The organism is Terrabacter sp. 2TAF16, assembly GCF_052115065.1.
Classification (GTDB): domain Bacteria; phylum Actinomycetota; class Actinomycetes; order Actinomycetales; family Dermatophilaceae; genus Terrabacter.
This window is the reverse complement of the sequence record NZ_JBFRFZ010000004.1, coordinates 182,393-199,293: the sequence shown is the minus strand read 5'-3', so window position 1 is coordinate 199,293 and position 16,901 is coordinate 182,393. Positions and strand designations below refer to the sequence as shown.

The 16,901-nt window shown below is 70.4% G+C and carries 18 protein-coding genes; 6 read left to right on the top strand and 12 right to left on the bottom strand.

The annotated features are described in order from the left end of the window. Window positions 1-57 precede the first annotated feature (57 nt). The 3 genes from trxB (at window position 58) to AB4Z14_RS06455 (ending at window position 2,856) form a co-directional block, all read left to right on the top strand. Complete coding sequence (gene trxB, locus AB4Z14_RS06465) at window positions 58-1,104, top strand: thioredoxin-disulfide reductase (protein ID WP_442274491.1); 1,047 nt, start codon at window positions 58-60, stop codon at window positions 1,102-1,104. 70 nt (window positions 1,105-1,174) lie between these two features. Then, entirely contained in the window at window positions 1,175-1,498 is a 324-nt protein-coding gene (gene trxA, locus AB4Z14_RS06460) for a thioredoxin (RefSeq protein WP_020141635.1), read from the top strand. 140 nt (window positions 1,499-1,638) lie between these two features. Then, on the top strand, window positions 1,639-2,856 hold the full coding sequence (locus tag AB4Z14_RS06455) for an N-acetylmuramoyl-L-alanine amidase (RefSeq protein ID WP_056780418.1): 1,218 nt from the start codon (window positions 1,639-1,641) through the stop codon (window positions 2,854-2,856). A gap of 23 nt (window positions 2,857-2,879) precedes the next feature. Here AB4Z14_RS06455 and AB4Z14_RS06450 read toward each other — a convergent pair whose 3' ends face one another. Further along, entirely contained in the window at window positions 2,880-3,536 is a 657-nt protein-coding gene (locus AB4Z14_RS06450; protein WP_442274490.1) for a GNAT family N-acetyltransferase, read from the bottom strand. Between the two features lie 205 nt (window positions 3,537-3,741). Between AB4Z14_RS06450 and AB4Z14_RS06445 the strand changes: the two genes are divergently transcribed. After that, window positions 3,742-4,764, top strand: a complete 1,023-nt coding sequence (locus AB4Z14_RS06445; RefSeq protein WP_442274489.1) for a glutathione S-transferase family protein — start codon at window positions 3,742-3,744, stop codon at window positions 4,762-4,764. 68 nt (window positions 4,765-4,832) lie between these two features. On the opposite strand, the gene AB4Z14_RS06440 is transcribed toward AB4Z14_RS06445, so the two are convergent. Both AB4Z14_RS06440 and AB4Z14_RS06435 read right to left on the bottom strand, forming a co-directional pair. Further along, complete coding sequence (locus AB4Z14_RS06440) at window positions 4,833-5,636, bottom strand: alpha/beta fold hydrolase (RefSeq protein WP_442274488.1); 804 nt, start codon at window positions 5,634-5,636, stop codon at window positions 4,833-4,835. A 102-nt stretch (window positions 5,637-5,738) separates the two neighbouring features. Next, a complete protein-coding gene (locus AB4Z14_RS06435) occupies window positions 5,739-6,632 on the bottom strand; it encodes a metallophosphoesterase (protein ID WP_442274487.1) in 894 nt (297 codons plus the stop codon). 127 nt (window positions 6,633-6,759) lie between these two features. Between AB4Z14_RS06435 and AB4Z14_RS06430 the strand changes: the two genes are divergently transcribed. Next, on the top strand, window positions 6,760-7,161 hold the full coding sequence (locus tag AB4Z14_RS06430; RefSeq protein ID WP_442274486.1) for a nitroreductase family deazaflavin-dependent oxidoreductase: 402 nt from the start codon (window positions 6,760-6,762) through the stop codon (window positions 7,159-7,161). A 12-nt stretch (window positions 7,162-7,173) separates the two neighbouring features. Here AB4Z14_RS06430 and AB4Z14_RS06425 read toward each other — a convergent pair whose 3' ends face one another. Then, complete coding sequence (locus AB4Z14_RS06425) at window positions 7,174-8,034, bottom strand: Fpg/Nei family DNA glycosylase (protein ID WP_442274485.1); 861 nt, start codon at window positions 8,032-8,034, stop codon at window positions 7,174-7,176. Between the two features lie 187 nt (window positions 8,035-8,221). Between AB4Z14_RS06425 and AB4Z14_RS06420 the strand changes: the two genes are divergently transcribed. Next, window positions 8,222-9,661 (top strand): hypothetical protein, encoded by a 1,440-nt coding sequence (locus AB4Z14_RS06420; RefSeq protein WP_442274484.1) that lies wholly within the window; start codon window positions 8,222-8,224, stop codon window positions 9,659-9,661. Window positions 9,662-9,674: 13 nt separating this feature from the next. Here the strand turns inward: AB4Z14_RS06420 and AB4Z14_RS06415 are convergent, their stop codons facing one another. The 8 genes from AB4Z14_RS06415 to rpmH form a co-directional block, all read right to left on the bottom strand. Further along, window positions 9,675-10,781, bottom strand: a complete 1,107-nt coding sequence (locus tag AB4Z14_RS06415; RefSeq protein ID WP_442274483.1) for a ParB/RepB/Spo0J family partition protein — start codon at window positions 10,779-10,781, stop codon at window positions 9,675-9,677. A 509-nt stretch (window positions 10,782-11,290) separates the two neighbouring features. Continuing rightward, window positions 11,291-12,328 (bottom strand): ParA family protein, encoded by a 1,038-nt coding sequence (locus AB4Z14_RS06410; protein WP_442274620.1) that lies wholly within the window; start codon window positions 12,326-12,328, stop codon window positions 11,291-11,293. Between the two features lie 760 nt (window positions 12,329-13,088). Further along, the gene (rsmG, locus tag AB4Z14_RS06405; RefSeq protein WP_442274482.1) at window positions 13,089-13,880 is read right to left on the bottom strand and encodes a 16S rRNA (guanine(527)-N(7))-methyltransferase RsmG; all 792 of its coding nucleotides are present in this window, start codon (window positions 13,878-13,880) and stop codon (window positions 13,089-13,091) included. A 72-nt stretch (window positions 13,881-13,952) separates the two neighbouring features. Next, window positions 13,953-14,690, bottom strand: coding sequence for a Jag family protein (locus AB4Z14_RS06400; RefSeq protein WP_442274481.1), 738 nt, complete (start codon window positions 14,688-14,690; stop codon window positions 13,953-13,955). A 98-nt stretch (window positions 14,691-14,788) separates the two neighbouring features. Then, on the bottom strand, window positions 14,789-15,781 hold the full coding sequence (gene yidC, locus AB4Z14_RS06395; RefSeq protein ID WP_020141622.1) for a membrane protein insertase YidC: 993 nt from the start codon (window positions 15,779-15,781) through the stop codon (window positions 14,789-14,791). Between the two features lie 94 nt (window positions 15,782-15,875). After that, entirely contained in the window at window positions 15,876-16,250 is a 375-nt protein-coding gene (yidD, locus tag AB4Z14_RS06390; RefSeq protein ID WP_442274480.1) for a membrane protein insertion efficiency factor YidD, read from the bottom strand. Beyond that, window positions 16,247-16,597, bottom strand: a complete 351-nt coding sequence (rnpA, locus tag AB4Z14_RS06385) for a ribonuclease P protein component (RefSeq protein WP_442274479.1) — start codon at window positions 16,595-16,597, stop codon at window positions 16,247-16,249. The genes yidD and rnpA overlap by 4 nt, the downstream gene beginning before the upstream one ends. A gap of 18 nt (window positions 16,598-16,615) precedes the next feature. Next, a complete protein-coding gene (rpmH, locus tag AB4Z14_RS06380; RefSeq protein ID WP_020141619.1) occupies window positions 16,616-16,753 on the bottom strand; it encodes a 50S ribosomal protein L34 in 138 nt (45 codons plus the stop codon). Window positions 16,754-16,901: the final 148 nt, after the last annotated feature.

The window sequence follows — 16,901 nt, the reverse complement described above, 5'->3', positions numbered from 1 at the left end:
TCGGTCACCGGGCGGGGACGAGCGGCGACGACACGAGTTTCACGAGGAGCAGCCCACATGTCCGACGTCCGCAACGTCATCATCATCGGCTCAGGCCCGGCGGGATACACCGCCGCCGTCTACGCCGCGCGCGCGAACCTCGCGCCCCTCGTCTTCGAGGGCGCTGTGACCGCCGGTGGCGCGTTGATGAACACGACCGAGGTCGAGAACTTCCCCGGCTTCAAGGACGGCATCATGGGGCCCGACCTCATGGACGGCATGCGCGCCCAGGCCGAGCGCTTCGGCGCCGAGCTCGTCACCGACGACGTCACTGCCGTCGACCTGACCGGCGAGGTCAAGACCGTCACCGACGGCGAGGGCACCGTCCACCGCGCCCGCTCGGTCATCCTCGCCATGGGCTCGGCCTACCGCGAGCTCGGCCTGCCCCGCGAGAAGGAGCTCTCGGGCCACGGCGTCTCGTGGTGCGCGACCTGCGACGGGTTCTTCTTCCGCGACCAGGACATCGCCGTCGTCGGTGGCGGCGACTCCGCCATCGAGGAGGCGACCTTCCTGACGAAGTTCGCCCGCACCGTGACGATCATCCACCGCCGCGAGGAGCTGCGCGCCAGCAAGATCATGGCTGACCGCGCCTTCGCCAACGACAAGATCCGCTTCGCCTGGAACTCCGAGGTCGCCGAGATCCACGGCGAGGGCAAGCTCTCCGGCATCACGCTGCGCGACACGGTCACCGGTGAGACCCGCGAGCTGCCCATCACCGGGCTCTTCGTCGCCATCGGTCACGATCCGCGCAACGAGCTCCTCGCGACCGGCGACGGCGTCAGGGTGTCTCTCGACGACGCCGGATACGTCGTCGTCGACGGCCGGTCGACCCGCACCAACGTGCCCGGCGTCTTCGCCTGCGGGGACCTCGTCGACCACACCTACCGCCAGGCCATCACCGCGGCCGGGTCCGGCTGCGCCGCCGCCCTCGACGCCGAGCACTACCTCGCCGCGCTCGAGGACACCACGTCACCCGCCGAGGCCGCTGCCGAGGCCGCCGTTATCGACGAGACGGACTCGGGCGAGATCCCCGACCCGCGCGTCACCGTCGGCGCCGACGCCTAACGTCGATCCCGACGCCCGAACGCACGACCCAGCCCCGCCGCCCCCGCGCCAACCACGAGAAGGAATCTCCATGGCACTGAAGAACACGACCGACGCCACCTTCGCCGACGACGTCCTCATGAGCGACAAGCCCGTGCTCGTCGACTTCTGGGCGACGTGGTGCGGCCCGTGCCGCAAGGTCGCCCCGATCCTCGAGGAGATCAACGAGCAGTACGGCGACAAGATCGAGGTCGTCAAGCTCGACACCGACGCCAACGTCGACACCGCCGCCCGCTACGGCGTCGTCTCGATCCCGACGCTCAACGTCTACGTCAAGGGCGAGGTCGTCAAGACGATCGTCGGCGCGCACCCGAAGCCGAAGCTCCTGCGTGAGCTCGAGGAGTTCATCGCCTGACCGGCAAACGTCGAAGGGGTGGTCCACCGTCACGGTGCCACCCCTTTCGCGTACTACGCTGCTGACGGCGCCCGACCGCTCCGGACTGACGCACAGCCACCCGCGACCCCCTCCGGAGCCCCTCAAGGAAAGGAGCCGAGATGACCCCACAGCAGTCAGTCGTGCTCCGGCGCGGTGACTCCGGCCCGGCCGTGGCCGCCGTGTGCGAACGCCTCGTGCTCTCGGGCGACCTCCCCGGCGGCTCGGGCCACAGCGACCGCTTCGGCGACGCGGTCTACGACGAACGCGTCGAGCAGGCCGTCAAGTCCTTCCAGCAGCGTCGTGGCCTCATCGTCGACGGCATCGTCGGCCGCTCCACGTATGCCGTCCTCGACGGCGCCCGCTGGGCGCTCGGTGACCGGGTGCTGCGCTACGTCCCCGAGCACTTCGTCGAGGGTGACGACGTCGTGGCCCTCCAGTCCCGGCTCGTCGAGCTCGGCTTCACGCCCGGCAAGGTCGACGGCCTCCACGGACCGAGCACCGACGCCGCGCTGCGCGCCTTCCAGGCCGCGGTCGGGCTCGTCCCCGACGGCACCGTCGGACCCGAGACGATGCGGGCCTTCGCCGGGCTGCGCCGCTCGGTCAGCGGCGGGTCGGCCAACGCCCTGCGCGAGCGCGAGCAGATCCGGCGCAGCGGGTACAGCCTCAGCGGGCGCACCATCGTGCTCGACCCCGGACACGGCGGCGGCGACGTCGGCGCCCAGGGCCTGCGTGGCCTGGCCGAGGGTCGGCTCGCGCTCGACCTCGCCCGACGCATCGAGGGCCGGCTCTCCGCCCACGGCGTCAGCGTCGTCTTCACCCACACCGAGGCCACCGACGGCGGCACCGACGAGGAGCGGGCGGCCTTCGCCAACTCCTGCGAGGCCGACCTCGTGCTCTCGCTGCACACCGACCACTCCGTCACGGGCTCGGCCCACGGAGCGGCCACCTACTTCTACGGCCACCCCGACAACGCTGCGCACGCGGACTGGTCGGTCATCGGCGAGAGCTTCGCCGACCTGCTCCTGCGCGAGGTCGTGGCCCGCACCGGCCTGACCGACTGCCGCGCTCACGCCCGCACGTGGCCGCTGTTGCGACGCACGCGGATGCCCGCGGTCCGCCTCGACTTCGGCTACCTCAGCCACGAGGGCGACGCCTCGGCCCTGGCCAGCGCGCAGACCCTCGACCACGTGGCCGAGGCCGTCGTCGTGGCGCTGCAGCGGGTCTACCTCGGCGAGGCCGACACGTCGCGCACCGGGGTTCTACGCCTTGACGACCTGCGTCGCCACCTCGAGACCATGCGCGCGCAGCAGGTGGGAGCCGAGCGCACGGTCGGCTGACGCGCGGCAGCCGTCTCGACGGCTCAGCGGCGGTCGGTCACGTGCGCGTGGCTCGACCCATTGGGGTGCGTCTCGGGCACCGGCCGCACCCCGGGCACCCGATCGAGGGCCCGGACGATCGCTGCCGCCGCCCCGTCGCGCAACGTGACGACCGTGCGCAGGTCGATCCGCAGCCGCGGGTATGCCGGGTGGTCGCGCTCGACGCGGAAGCCGACCTTCTCGAGGAAGGCGACGTCGAGCACGCAGGTGTGCCTCGAGACGGCGAGCGGGCGCGCCGCCACCGCCTCGAGGGAGCGCGTGCGGTGCCGCAGGGCGTCCTTCGCGGCCGACTGCACGAGGGCCTTGCGCAGTCCCCGGCCTGCGTACTCGGGCCTCGTGACCGCCGTGACGAGCATGAGCGTCGACGGGTCCTGCGGCGAGGTCGGGAAGGCTGCGAGCCGCGCGACGTGCCGCGCCGGGGCGAGGACGACGTGACCAGCCGGGGTGCCGTCGACGTAGGCGATCCGACCCGGAGGTCCCCAGTCGGCCGTCACCGTCTCGACCCACTCGGCCAGCACGTCGAGCGGGTCGCCCGCGTCGGAGTGGCCGTTGCGCGGCACCGTCTGCCAGAACGTGCACGGCGCACACGCACCGACCAGGTCGCCGACGACGTCGGGCGTCAGGGGCAAGAGCTCACGCATCCCGTCCCCTCACAGCCCTCATGCTCCCCATTCTGACCCGCCGCCCCCCCGGTCGGCAGCATGACCACGAGAACCGCCGTGTCGAGGTGGTGTCGAGGCGGTGTCGAGGTGGCTCGGGGGCGTGGCGCGTTCGCCACGGGGCCCTGTCGAGAGTTGCCGAGGCTGCTCCCCGGGCGACCCGGCATATCGAATTAGGGTGGGCAGCATGAGCGAGCCGGGCACCTACGTCGAGAAGAACTTCAAGCGCGACACGAACTACATCACGACCCGCATCACCGCCGACGGTCGGGACGGCTTCCCCGTCGAGGCGGGCCGCTACCGCCTCGTCGTATCCCGGGCCTGCCCGTGGGCCAACCGCGCGATCATCGTGCGCCGCCTCCTCGGGCTCGAGGACGCCCTGTCGATGGGGATCTGCGGCCCGACCCACGACCGGCGCAGCTGGACCTTCGACCTCGACCCCGGCGGCCTCGACCCGGTGCTGCAGATCCCCCGCATCCAGGACGCCTACTTCACGCGCGACCCCGAATACCCGCGCGGCATCACCGTTCCCGCGATCGTCGACGTGCCGACCGGCGCCGTGGTGACCAACGACTTCAAGCAGATCACCGTCGACCTCGAGACCCAGTGGCGCGACCTCCACCGCGAGGGTGCACCCGACCTCTACCCCGAGGCCCTCGCCGACGAGATCGAGTCGGTGAGCGAGCCCATCTACCGCTACGTCAACAACGGCGTCTACCGCTGCGGCTTCGCCGGCACCCAGGACGCCTACGACAAGGCCTACCGTCGGCTCTGGGAGAACCTCGACCTGCTCGAGGAGCGCCTGTCAACGCGCCGCTACCTCGTCGGCGACCACATCACCGAGGCCGACGTGCGCCTCTTCACCACGCTCGTGCGCTTCGACCCCGTCTACCACGGCCACTTCAAGTGCAACCGGAGCAAGCTCATCGAGATGCCGGCTCTGTGGGGCTACGCGCGTGACCTCTTCCAGACGCCCGGTTTCGGCGACACCGTCGACTTCACGCACATCAAGCGGCACTACTACGTCGTGCACACCGACGTGAACCCGACAGGAGTCGTGCCCCTCGGCCCGTCCCTCGAGAACTGGGCGACGCCGCACGGTCGTGAGGAGCTCGGCGGCTCGCCCTTCGGTGACGGCACGCCGCCGGGACCGCCGCGTGAGGTCGTGCCGCCGGAGCACAACCCCGTGCTCGCCCTGCTGGCTGGCTGACGAGTGCGTCGACGGCGTATGCCGTTGGGTTGCCTTGTCACACAAGGCAACCCATCGGCATGCGCACGTCAGGAGCGGTAGAAGTCCGCGAGGACCGGGGCGAGCACCGCCGCGGGGACCTGGTGGAACTCCCCGGGGAGCTCGACCGCCCGGGCGTCAGGCAGCGCGTCGGCGAGGACTACGGCCGAGTCGTGCAGGGCCGGCATCATCGTGCCGCTGCTGCAGACCGAGAGGAAGGGCACCGTCACGCGGCCCAGGGTCTCGGTGGGCAGGTTCTGGTCGTCACCCCCGAGGCAGAGGCCGTCGTACTTGACCGTGTAGGTCATCGCGAGCATCGGCTCCCACATCGGTGTGCCCTTCATGCCCTCGACCATCTCGTCCGGCATCCCGACGACGATGTTGTTGAAGTAGCGCAGGATGCCCTCGCGGTCACCGGCCGCCTCGAAGCGCTCGAGGGTGCCGATGTAGTCGTCCGGTGCCGGCCAGGCGTCGCTGCGGTAGGGCACCTCGATGGCCGACCCCTTGGCGAGCAGCGCACCCGCCGCGATGGCCTCGATGACGAGCGCGCCGCCGGACGAGGCACCGAAAGCATAGGCGGGAGAAGCGGATTCACCTGCTGCCGCGATGACGGCGTTGAGGTCCTCGACCTCGCGCGCAACCGCGTACGGCTGCGTGTCTCCACTGTCGCCGCGTCCACGACGGTCGTACGTCACGCCCGTCAGTCCCAGCTCGCCCAGCGCCTGGGCGAGGTCCCGGAACGCGCCGCGGTCACAGAAGGCGCCGCCCACGACGACCGCGACGGGTCCCGTGCCGTAAGCCTCGAAGGCGATGGTCGTGCCGTCCGCGGATGTGGCCTTCTCGACCTGGCTCATGTCTGACTCCTAGCTGCGTGCGGCCCGCGTCTCGGACCCTCACTCCCATGTCGATCGGGGATCCCCCTTCTCGACACTTCGATTCTCGAAAGGTGCATCTGGTCACGTGCGCTTCCGCGAGAAGACCTCGCGGCGGTCGGCCTCCGGCACCGTCGCCATGAACTCCGTGACGGCCTCCGAGAGCGCGGGCCACGTCTCGTGCTGCTCGATCGGCACGACGGTGGCGACGACCTGGTCGGCGTGCACCTCGATGAGGTTCCACGACTGGGGGCCGTCGACGCCCATGAGCAGCTCACGCGGCGCTCCGACGTCGTCGACGTAGCTGACGCCACCCGCGACGATGACCGGGACCGAACCGAGCGTCCCGAAGCTCGTGACGTGGAGGTGGCCGCTGAGGACCGCGCGAACGTCGCTTCCCTCCACGACCGCGCGCAGCCGGTCCACGTCGTCGAAGTCGAGCAGCTGCATCACCGGAGATCGGTAGGTGATGGGGGCGTGGTGGATGACGAGAATCGTGCCGTGCTCCGCCGGTGTGGCCAGTTCCCTTGCCAGCCAAGAATATTGGTCGTCGGAGAAGCCGCCGTGGTGATAACCCGGCACCGCGGAGTCGATGGCGATGACGCGCAGCCCGTCGCAGTCGGTCACGGTGTCCTGCGGGGCATCCGTGTCGATGCCGTGGAGGGTGCGGGCCATCGGGCGACGCTCGTCGTGGTTGCCGCCGGTCAGGACGAGGGCGCATCCGAGCCGCGTGACGACGGGGTCGACGATGTCGCGCAGCAGCTCGTACGCCGCGGGGTCGCCGCTGTCGGCGAGGTCACCCGAGAGGACGAGGGCGTCGACCCGCTCCCCCGACGACTCGACCCGCGCAAGAGCCTTGCGCAGCTGCGCCTCGGTGTCGATGTGGCCGGCGAGCAGTCCGCCGGCGGCGATGAGGTGCGTGTCGGACAGGTGGGCGAGCACGTGGGTCGGCGCCGGCCGCGATCCGGTGTAGGCCATGGCGCCAGCCTAGGCGGGCGTGCGCCCTGCAGGGACAGGTGTCGTGTCTCTCTGTCGTCAGGGCGGTGGGAGACCTTCAGGGGTGCCGGCAGGCGTCGCGGGTGCGAGGCTGGGGGCGGAGGTCCCGATGCCGATCCCTCGTGCGGTCACGCAACTGAACAAGAAGGTTCTCAACAAGGCCCTCGTCCACCTCGCCGGCCATGGCTGGTTCGTCGAGCTCGAGCACGTCGGCCGACGGTCGGGGCGCACCTTCCGGGTGCCGATGATGGCCTTCGACCGCGGCCGTGTCGTCACGGTCGCCCTGACCTACGGTCGCAGGGTCGATTGGCTCGCCAACCTCAGTGCCGCAGGCGGCGGGCGCATGCACCTGGGTGACGAGGTGCTGGCCCTGGGCGCACCCGTCGACCTCGCCGAGGACGAGGGCCGGTCCCGGATGCCCCAGCCGGCCCGGATGATGCTGCCGGTGCTCGGTTGCCACGACTACGTCGAGATCCCCGTCCTGGCGCGTGCCCCGTTCAGGGGCTGGTGAGTCGCGCGGGTCTCAGTGCCGCACCTGGCACGCCGGGCACCAGTAGAGCCGACGTCCAGCAATCTCCCTCTCCTGCAAGGGATTCGAGCACCTCGGGCACGGTTCTCCGGTGCGCTTGTAGACGAGGAACCTCCGGTCGAAGGTGTCACCGAGCCGCTCCCCCGTCAGCCGTCGGCTGACCGCCCGAGCCCGCCCCGAGCGCTTGGCGCGGGCGGCGGCCTCGACCTGGTCCGGGACGGTGAGGATCTGCGAGAACACCCGACCGAGCGGCATGAGGAGGACGAGGTCGGCCCAGATCTCGCGCCATACCTCCTCGGACACGTCGACGCCTCGCGTGAGCGGGTCCACGGCGAGACGATGGAGCACCTCACAGCGGTAGACGTTGCCGACCCCGGCCACGACGGACTGGTCCATGAGCAGCTCCGCCACGGTGCGACGGCTCCGGCGCACCCGGTCCCACCCGGCGTCTGCACGTTGACCACGCCGCAAGGGGTCGGGTCCGAGCGTCCCGACGATCTCGCGCTGTCTCGCCCGGTCGACGAGGGTGCAGATCATCGGCCCGCGGAGGTCGGCCCAGTGCTCGGGACCCACGAGCCGCAGCCGGACGGCTCCCACCGGGGCCGGTGGGACGGCGCCGTCGAGATGTTTCACGGGAAACATGCCGATCAGTCCGAGGTGGACGTGCAGCGTCGCATCCCCGATCTCGACGAAGAGGTGCTTGCCCCACGCCTGGGCCCGCTCGAACACCCGTCCGTCGAGGCGCTCGGCGTCGGCCGCGAACCGACCCTGCGGACTCGACGCCTCGACCTCGTGGCCCCGGAAGGCCCGGTCGAGGCGGTCGGCGAGCGCGTGGATGGTGTGACCCTCGGGCATCCTCGACCTCCCTGTGCCCTTCGTTGCCCCGGTGGCTCGATCCTGCAGGACGTACCCGATCCGCGACGCACCGGGTCCTGGCATCGACGTACCAGTGACCGTGCAGGTGCTGGGGCTACCGTGGTGCGGGAGAGCAGAGTCAGGGGCTCTGCCCGTACGTTCGACCCCACCAGACCCAGGGGGCCGCATGACCCACACCGCCAGCGTGACGGCGGAGCCGGCGACGAGGGAGCGCTCGTCGTGGCGCCCTCGTCGCACACTGCCCGAATGGCTCGTGGTCCTCGGCGCCCTGTGCCTCGCCCTCGTCGTCACCGGAGCGGTGCTGCAGGTGGCACACCCGTTCATCCGGCACGACGACTGGCCGTTCACCCTGGGTCGCCACGAGCCGGGATCAACGGCACAGCGCATCCGCAACCTCTACGAGGGCCGCTGGCTCAACACCGTCTACTGGTACGTCATCGGACAGCGCACCTCGATCGTCGTGGCCTCCACGGTCTTCGTCGTGGCGTACTCCGCCTTCGTGTGGGGGTTCGTCCGCGCGCTGGCGCCGCCCACTCGGCTCTCGACGTTCGTCCTGACCTTCGCCGTGTTCCTGTCGGCGACCTGGATCCGCCTCATCTACTGGCCCGGCACGCTCTCGGCCTCGATGATCGTCGCCGCCACGGCCGTGTGGACGCTCCCCTGGGCCCGGAGACGCCGCTGGATGCTCGCGGTCTGGATGGTGGTCTTCGTCGTCCTGTCGATCCTTTCCTACCCGCCGGTGGCCGCCCTCGTGTTCCTCACATTCGTCGTCACGGAACTCCGTGAGTCCACGCGCCGCCTGTTCGTCGGGGCCGTCGCCTTCGTCGCGTCGTACGGCATCGGTGTCCTGACGGTGTACGCCCTCAACTGGCTCGCGTTCGGCACGTTCGGCCTGACCATCTCGGCCTGGCGTCGGCCGAACCCCCTCAGGAGCCTCGACGACCTCACGACCAACCTCGGGCGCTACGGCACCCAGTTCGCCTCCCTCCTGGCACTTCTCGGATGGGCGGCCGTCGTCGCGGTCGTCTGCGTCGTCTGGGCGCTCGTCGACTCCACGACGCGACGCGCGGCCGTCATCGTGCTCGGCGCCCTCGTCATCGTCGTTGGACTCGAGGCGGGGCTCACCGTCTACTCCGGCGTGGTCACCGGCACGAGGGCATCGCTCTGGGCCTGGCCCGCCGTGTGTTTGCCGGCGGCCTTGCTGCTCAAAGGAATTCGGCCGTCACGGATCGCCGGCCTGGTGGCGCTGGCGCTCATCGCCGTCGTCGGCGTCGTCTCTTGGCGCACCGATCTCGGGGAGCACCGGGTGACGCGTGACCAGTACGACGTCATCGTCAGCGACACCGCAGCCCTGGTGGGCCAGCACCCCGGCGACACCGTCGTCATGTGGATGGAGCCGCGCTGGAAGGCGACGGCCCGGGGCACGATGACCGCCGTCACCGTGCGGTCCATGCTCTACGACCAGCAGGGTCTCTACCCGCGGTGGTGCGAGCCGGCCGAGTGCACGTCGATCGCCCAAGCCGTGCAGCAGGATCCCCACGCCGACGTGCTGCGCGTCGGCGGTCTCACCGTCGTGCGCATCCCCCGTCCGCCGGCTTGGCTCTGACGGACGGTGTGCGTCAGTCGCGCGTCGGGGACGACATGCCCATGAGCCCGAGGATGCGGCGCAGGTCCTCCATCGAGGCGAACTCGACCGTGATCTTGCCCTTGCGCTGACCCAGCGCGATCGCGACGCGGGTCTCGAGATGGTCCGAGAGCCCCGACGTGAAGTCGTCGAGCTGCGGGTGGCGGCTCCCCGCGCGCGGACGGCGGGGCTTGGGGGCGTCGTTGCCCTCGCCGAGCGCGACGAGCTCCTCGACGTTGCGCACGGACAGGCCCTCGGCCACGATGCGCTGGGCCATCCGCTCCATAGCCGCACCGTCGGCCATGCCGAGCAGGGCGCGGGCGTGGCCGGCACTCAGGACACCGGCCGCCAGGCGTCGCTGCACGAGTGGCGGGAGCTTCAGCAGCCGCAGGGTGTTGGAGATCTGCGGTCGGGAGCGACCGATGCGCGTGGCGAGCTCCTCGTGGGAGCACCCGAAGTCGTCGAGCAGCTGCTGGTAGGCCGCAGCCTCCTCGAGCGGGTTGAGCTGGCTGCGGTGCAGGTTCTCGAGCAGTGCGTCGCGCAGGAGGTCGTCATCGCTCGTGTCCTTGATGATGGCCGGGATGACGCCCAGGTCCGCAGCCTGCGAGGCACGCCAGCGGCGCTCACCCATGATGAGCTCGAAGGTCTTGCCCTCGGCCTCGTCGAGCTGGTCGGCGGGGATGCGCCGTACGACGATGGGCTGGAGCACACCGATCTCACGGATGGAGTGCACGAGCTCGCCCATGTGGTCCTCGTCGAAGACCGTGCGCGGCTGCTTGGGGTTCGGGCGGATCGAGTCGATGTCGAGCTCGGCGAACTCCGCGCCCGGGACGACGGCGAGTCCGCTGCTCGTCGTCTCGGCTGCCGGGACCGCAGCGTCAGCGCTGGATGTCGACATGCTCGGGGGGGCCGTGGTCGGCGGCGTGGTCGGGTCGGCGGCTCCGTCGGGGCCGGAGGACGCACCCTGCGCGTGGGGCGTGGTGGGCTCTGCCTGCTTCTGCTCGGCGAAGAAGACGTCCACGGGTCGACCGGCGCCTCCGCTCGGCGCGCTCGGGATGAGTGCCCCGAGGCCTCGACCCAGTGCTCGACGCTTCTCCGCCATTCGCCAACCCCTCGCCATCTCCGACGCGACCATCGCGTCCGTCGGTCAGTCTAGGTGCACGTGACCACTCCACCCGCGCACCCGACCTCATGTCGCGATATCGCGTCGACAGCCCAGCGGTGACGTTCCACGTGAAACGACGCCGGTCGCTCCGAGCCGAGCCGCACGGTGTTTCACGTGGAACGGCGGGTGCCCATGGCGGGCCGGCCATCCCCCGATGGCCCCTGGAGAGTGCGCCTGGATACCCGAGTCCTTCGACACTGAGCCGCGTCCCTCTCGTTTCACGTGAAACAGGCGTCGATGCGATTGCCAGTGACACGTCTCCCCACCCTGTCGAGCCGCTCCGCGATCTCTTCTCGCTTCACCTGGACTCTGCGACGTCGCGAGGTGCACCGAGCGGACGCCGGCCGCAACGGTCCTCAGATCAACGGATGCCTCTGCGCGTTTCACGTGAAACGGGGCCGTCACGACGGTGACGGCCCCGTGTCGGGACGAGGAGCGTGTCGAGGTCAGGTGCGACCGGCGGCTCCACGGTCGGCGATCTCACCCGCCGCCTCGAGGTACGCGAGAGCCCCACTGCTGGCCGGGTCGTAGGTCATCACGGTCTCGCCGAAGCTCGGCGCCTCCGACACTCGGACCGACCGGGGCACCGACGTCCGGAGCACCTCCGTGGGGAAGTGCTCGCGGACCTCGTCGGCGACCTGAGCCGACAGGCGCGTCCGGCCGTCGTACATCGTCAGCAGGATCGTGGAGACGTGCAGCGCCGGGTTGAGGTGACGCTTGACGAGGTCGATGTTCTTGAGCAGCTGCGAGAGACCCTCGAGGGCGTAGTACTCGCACTGGATGGGGATGAAGACCTCGCTGGCCGCGACCATGGCGTTGACGGTGAGCAGGCCCAGGCTCGGCGGGCAGTCGATGAGGATGTAGTCGAACTCGTGTCCGGCCTCGGCCGCGGCAGCGATCGCCTTCTGGAGGCGCGACTCCCGCGCCACGAGCGAGACCAGCTCGATCTCGGCACCGGCGAGGTCGATCGTCGCCGGCGCGCAGTAGAGGTTCTCAACCGTGGTGCACCGCTGCACGACATCGAGCAGCGGGGTCCCCTCGACGAGCACGTCGTAGATCGACGGCACCTCGGCGTGGTGGTCGATCCCCAGGGCGGTGCTGGCATTGCCCTGCGGGTCGAGGTCGATGACGAGGGCCTTGAGTCCCGACTGCGCGAGGGCGGCCGCGACGTTGACCGTCGTCGTCGTCTTGCCGACGCCGCCCTTCTGGTTGGCCACGGTGAGCACCCGTGGACCCACCGGCTTCGGGAACGGACGACCGGTCAGCTGGATGCGGCGACGGGCGTTCTCGGCGAGCTCCATCGCCAGCGGCGTGTCCTGGCCGGCGGTCGGGATGGCTGCTGCGAGGGCCTCACGATCGGCATGGTCGGCCCTGAGCTCGGAGGCGCGTCGGGCTTCGTCCACAGCGTTGTCCCCAGCCTCGTTCGACGCGATTTCCCGTTCAACAGAGGCATTTCCCGGAGCGTCATCCACCGCGTTGTCCACAGGGGGTGGCAGCTCGTCCTGCGCCGCTTCGACCCCCGGCGCCTCGACCTCGACGGGTGCAGGCCCCGAGTCCTCGACCGGCCGGTCGTCGGGTGCCGCTCCTGGAGCGGGGTCGATCACCTGACGCTCACCGAAGGCCGCGGCCTCGTCAGTGAGCGGCTGGTCGGGCGACGGCAGCGACTCGTCGGAGGCCGAAAGGTCGTGCCCGAGCTCGAGGGGATCGGGCTGGGCGCCGGGCGCCTCGGTGTCGGAGGGCGTGGGCTCGACGTGCGCTTCCACCGTCTCAGGGTCCGGCTCGCCGGCCCGGTCATCCGAAGCGATGTCGTCGCGGGGCTCCGTGTCCGCGCTGCTCTCGTCGACGCTGCTCTCGTCGACGCTGCTCTCGTCGACGCTGCTCTCGTCGACGCTGCTCTCGTCGGTCGTCCCCGCCACATCATGGGTTCCGGACGCGGCGTCCGCCTGAGACGGGGTGTCGACGACCTCGCCGGTGCCGGAGCCTCCCACCTCGGCAGCGTTCGCTGCCTGCGTCTCGTCGCCCGACGTCTCGGGTCCCGACTCTGCCTGCTGCCCGTCGCCTGTTTCACGTGAAACGCCCAACATGCGCGCCAGCCAACCGAGACGTCGGTGCTCCGGTCCCGGCTCGGGTTCGCTCGGCCAGCCCAGGTTGGTCGACATCGTCACAGGGAGTGCACCTCCGGGGTTGAGGGACGGCCCGCGGCAGGATCCGCGAGGGTCATCCATCGAAATGGTCTGGACACGATCATGGCTGATGGCGCGGACGCCCGCCCGCTTCCGGGCCGGAGCGTCGCGAACCGCGCGGCCGATCAGCCCGACGGCGGGCCGAACCGGCACTGGATGGCTGGCGCGAGCGGAACCGTCGACGGTCCACGACCGCGCCGATCGTCGCCCGGAGCACGATGGTGGGCTCACCGAGGAGGTCCCCACCGTACTCGTGCACCTCGGCGTCGACCACGCCGAGACGCGTGAGTGCCGTACGCCCTTCAGCCAGCTCGTCGACGGCGCTGCTCCCCTTCAGGGCGAGCAGGCTGCCGCCCGACTCGAGCAGGGGAAGCGTCCACTCGGCGAGCTGGACGATGCGTGACACCGCCCGGGCCGTGACCCATGGCGCGTGCAGCCGGTCCCACATGGTCTCGGCCCGGGCCGTGTGCACCGTGACGTTCGTCAGACCGAGCTGGGCGACGGTGCCCGACAGCCACCCGGTGCGCCGCGCGAGCGGCTCGACGAGGTGCAGGTCCAGGTCGGGACGCGCGATGGCCAGAGCCAGACCGGGGAGACCGGCACCCGACCCCACGTCGATGACCTGCTGCGTCTCCCCGCTCCGGGGGATCGCCTCGTGGACGACGCCGCAGTTGAGCACGTGACGGTCCCAGAGCCGCGGCGTCTCACGAGGGCCGATCAGGCCGTGGCTGATCCCGGTGTCCGCCAGGATCGCCACGAAGTGCTCCGCCAGCGCGAGCCGGTCCCCGAAGACCGCGGCCGCCGCAGCCGGCGTCGAGGGCAGCTCCGCCGGGTCGAGAGCACCGTGGGTCACGCGCTCTCACTCCTCGTGGATGCCGTCTCGGATGCAGGGGTCGATTCCCGTTTCACGTGAAACGGGAGGTGGTCACGCAGGAAGGATGACGATGTGACGGTGCGGGTCGACACCCTCGGACTCGGACACGAGACCGGCGGCCGCGACCTCGTCGTGGACGACCTTGCGCTCGAACGCGGTCATCGGCTCGAGCGCGCGCTTCGTCCCCGACTCCTGCACCTCGGCGATGGCGACCTTGGCCAGCTCGACGAGAGCCGAACGACGCTGCGCGCGGTGACCGGCGATGTCGAGCATGAGGCGGCTCCGCTCGCCGGTCTCGACCTGCACGGCCAGTCGGGTCAGCTCCTGCAGGGCCTCGAGCACCTTGCCGTCGGTCCCGACGAGGCGACGCGGGACGCGGCCCTCGTCGGAGTCGACGATGGCGATCGCAGCCCGGTCGCCGTCGACGTCGACGTCGATGTCCCCGTCGAGGTCGGCGATGTCGAGGAGAGTCTCGAGGAAGTCGGCCGCCACCTCACCCTCGCGCTCGAGCATCCGGACCCGCGACTTCTTGTCGCCCTTGTCCGCCTTGTTGCCCTGGTCCTCGACGTCGGGCTCGTCGGAGTCCGCAGTCGCGCCCGGGGTCTCGGCCGGCGAGGCAGTCTCCGCCACCTCGTCGTTCTGGGAAGCCTCGACCGAGAGGGTGGGCTCGGGCACCTCGGTGAGCTGCTCTGGGGTGTCGCTGGTGGCCTCGCTGGTGGCCTCGCCGGTGACGGGCTCGGCAGTGGCGTCAGCGGGCGTCTCGACGTCCGCGGCCTGGGTGTCGCTCATGGGAAACTCCTTCGTTCACCGGGGGCACTTCTGTGGACAACTCACGTTTCCGCAGGTCAGAGGCCCCAAGGCAGTGTGGACAAGTGTGTGGATGAACCTCAGCGGCGATTCTTGGTCGGCTGAGTGCGGGCGCGTTTCTTGCCCTTCGGCTGCTGGCGCTGGCCCGACTTGGGCGCGTCGTCGGGGACGGTCTCGGTCGACTCGAGGCCCGGCACGGTCAGCTCCTGCATGTCCTTGCCCTTGCGCTTCATCCGCTCACGGCGGGCGCGCTCGGCCTCGGACCCGGGGGCCGGCATGTTGCGGATGACGTAGAACTGCTGGCCCATGGTCCACAGGTTCGTCGTGAGCCAGTAGATCAGGACACCGATGGGGAAGTTGACGCCCGAGATCGCGAAGAAGATCGGCATCAGGTAGAGCAGGACCTTCTGCTGCTTGGCGAACGGGTTGTCCAAGGCAGCCGCCGGCATGTTCTTGCGCATCAGCTGGTACTGCGTCGTGAACGTCGTGGCCGACATGAGGATGATGAGGACGGCCGTGAGGATCTTGACGTTGAGGCTGGCACCGGGTGTCAGGAACGAGTCCGACAGCTTGGCCCCGAAGATCGTCGAGCTCTCGATCTGGGCCGCCACCTCGCGGGTGATCGGGCCGATCGCGTCGTGCCCGGGCACCCCCTCGGCCTGGGCCTTGAGGTTGTTGAGCAGCTGGAAGAGCGCGAAGAAGAAGGGGCTCTGGATGAGGATCGGCAGGCAGCTGCTGAACGGGTTGGTCCCGGTGCGCCGGTAGAGATCCATGATCTCGGCCTGCTGGGCCTTCTGGGACTCCGGGTCTCGCTTGCCCTTGTACTTCTTCTGGATCTTCTGCATCTCCGGCTGGATGAGCTGCATCCGGCGGGAGGAGTGGATCTGGCGCACGAAGAGCGGGATGAGCAGGAGGCGGACGACGACGGTGAGGCCGACGATCGACATGGCCCAGGCCCAGCCGGCCAGGTCACCGTTGAGGCCGATCTTGTCGAAGAGCCAGTGCCAGCCGTACATGACCCAGGCTTCACCGAGCTTGATCGGATAGAGCAGGGTGTTGAAGAAGTCGATCACGTGTTTCCTCTGTGGTCTGGTGGGCCGGCCGGTTCAGCTCGGGCTCGAGGTGTCTGGGCCACTCACCACTGATCGGCAACCATATGCCGGTTGGTCAGGTCGTGGGTTCGCGGTGGGAGACCGCGTGCGGGACTGCGTGCGGGGCGTGCTCGTCGTGCTGGTGGTCGTGCTCGTCCTCGGCGGTTCCGGCCGGGCGGAAGTCCTCCGGCCGCACGTCGTTTCGCGTCGCCCACGTCTGGGGAACGGGGTCGACCCCGCCCGGGTTCCACGGGTTGCAGCGGCCGAGCCGGCGGATCGCGAGCCAACCACCACGTAACGGTCCGAACCGGGTCAGCGCGGTGACGGCATACGCCGAGCAGCTGGGGTAGAAGCGGCAGCTGGGGCCGGAGAGTGGGGAGACGAACCGCTGGTACAAGCGGACCGCCAGCACCAGCGGCGCCGCGAGCACCTGGTTGACCGTGGGGCTCATGGCCGGCACGCCTTCTCGAGCTGGCGCCCGACGGCGAGGTCGAGCTCGTCCCACGTCGCCTCCGCCGCGGCCGGGTTGGCGCGCACGACGAGGTCGAGGCCGGTCGGTATGCCGGTCAGCCGGGTTGCGACGCTGGCGCGCAGCCGGCGCTTGGTCCGGTTGCGCACGACGGCGTTGCCGACGGCCTTGGACACAACAAAACCGACGCGCGGCGGAAGTTCCGCACGCGCATCGGTCCGGTTGGCATGCACGACGATGAGTCGCCCGCCTGCTCTGCTGGCGCCGGGCCCGCGTACTGCCGTCGTGAAGTCCGTCCGCTCACGCAGTCGGTGACGTGCCGGCAGCACGCCGCGGCCTCCGGCTGCTCAGGCCGAGAGCTCGGCGCGGCCCTTGCTGCGGCGGCGGGCGAGGATGGCGCGACCCGCGCGGGTGCGCATGCGCAGGCGGAAGCCGTGCGTCTTGGCGCGGCGACGGTTGTTCGGCTGGAAGGTGCGCTTGCTCACGAGGTTCTCCGTAGGTTGCAGGGGCCCGTCCGACGTCACGACGACGTCGGTCCGGCTCCCGTTGTGGGGCTGTCGGTGGCCGATGCGACCGCAATCGGCAAGCCCGTGGAGGGCCGAGGGGGCCGGCTGGGCCGGGCTCGGGGCCATG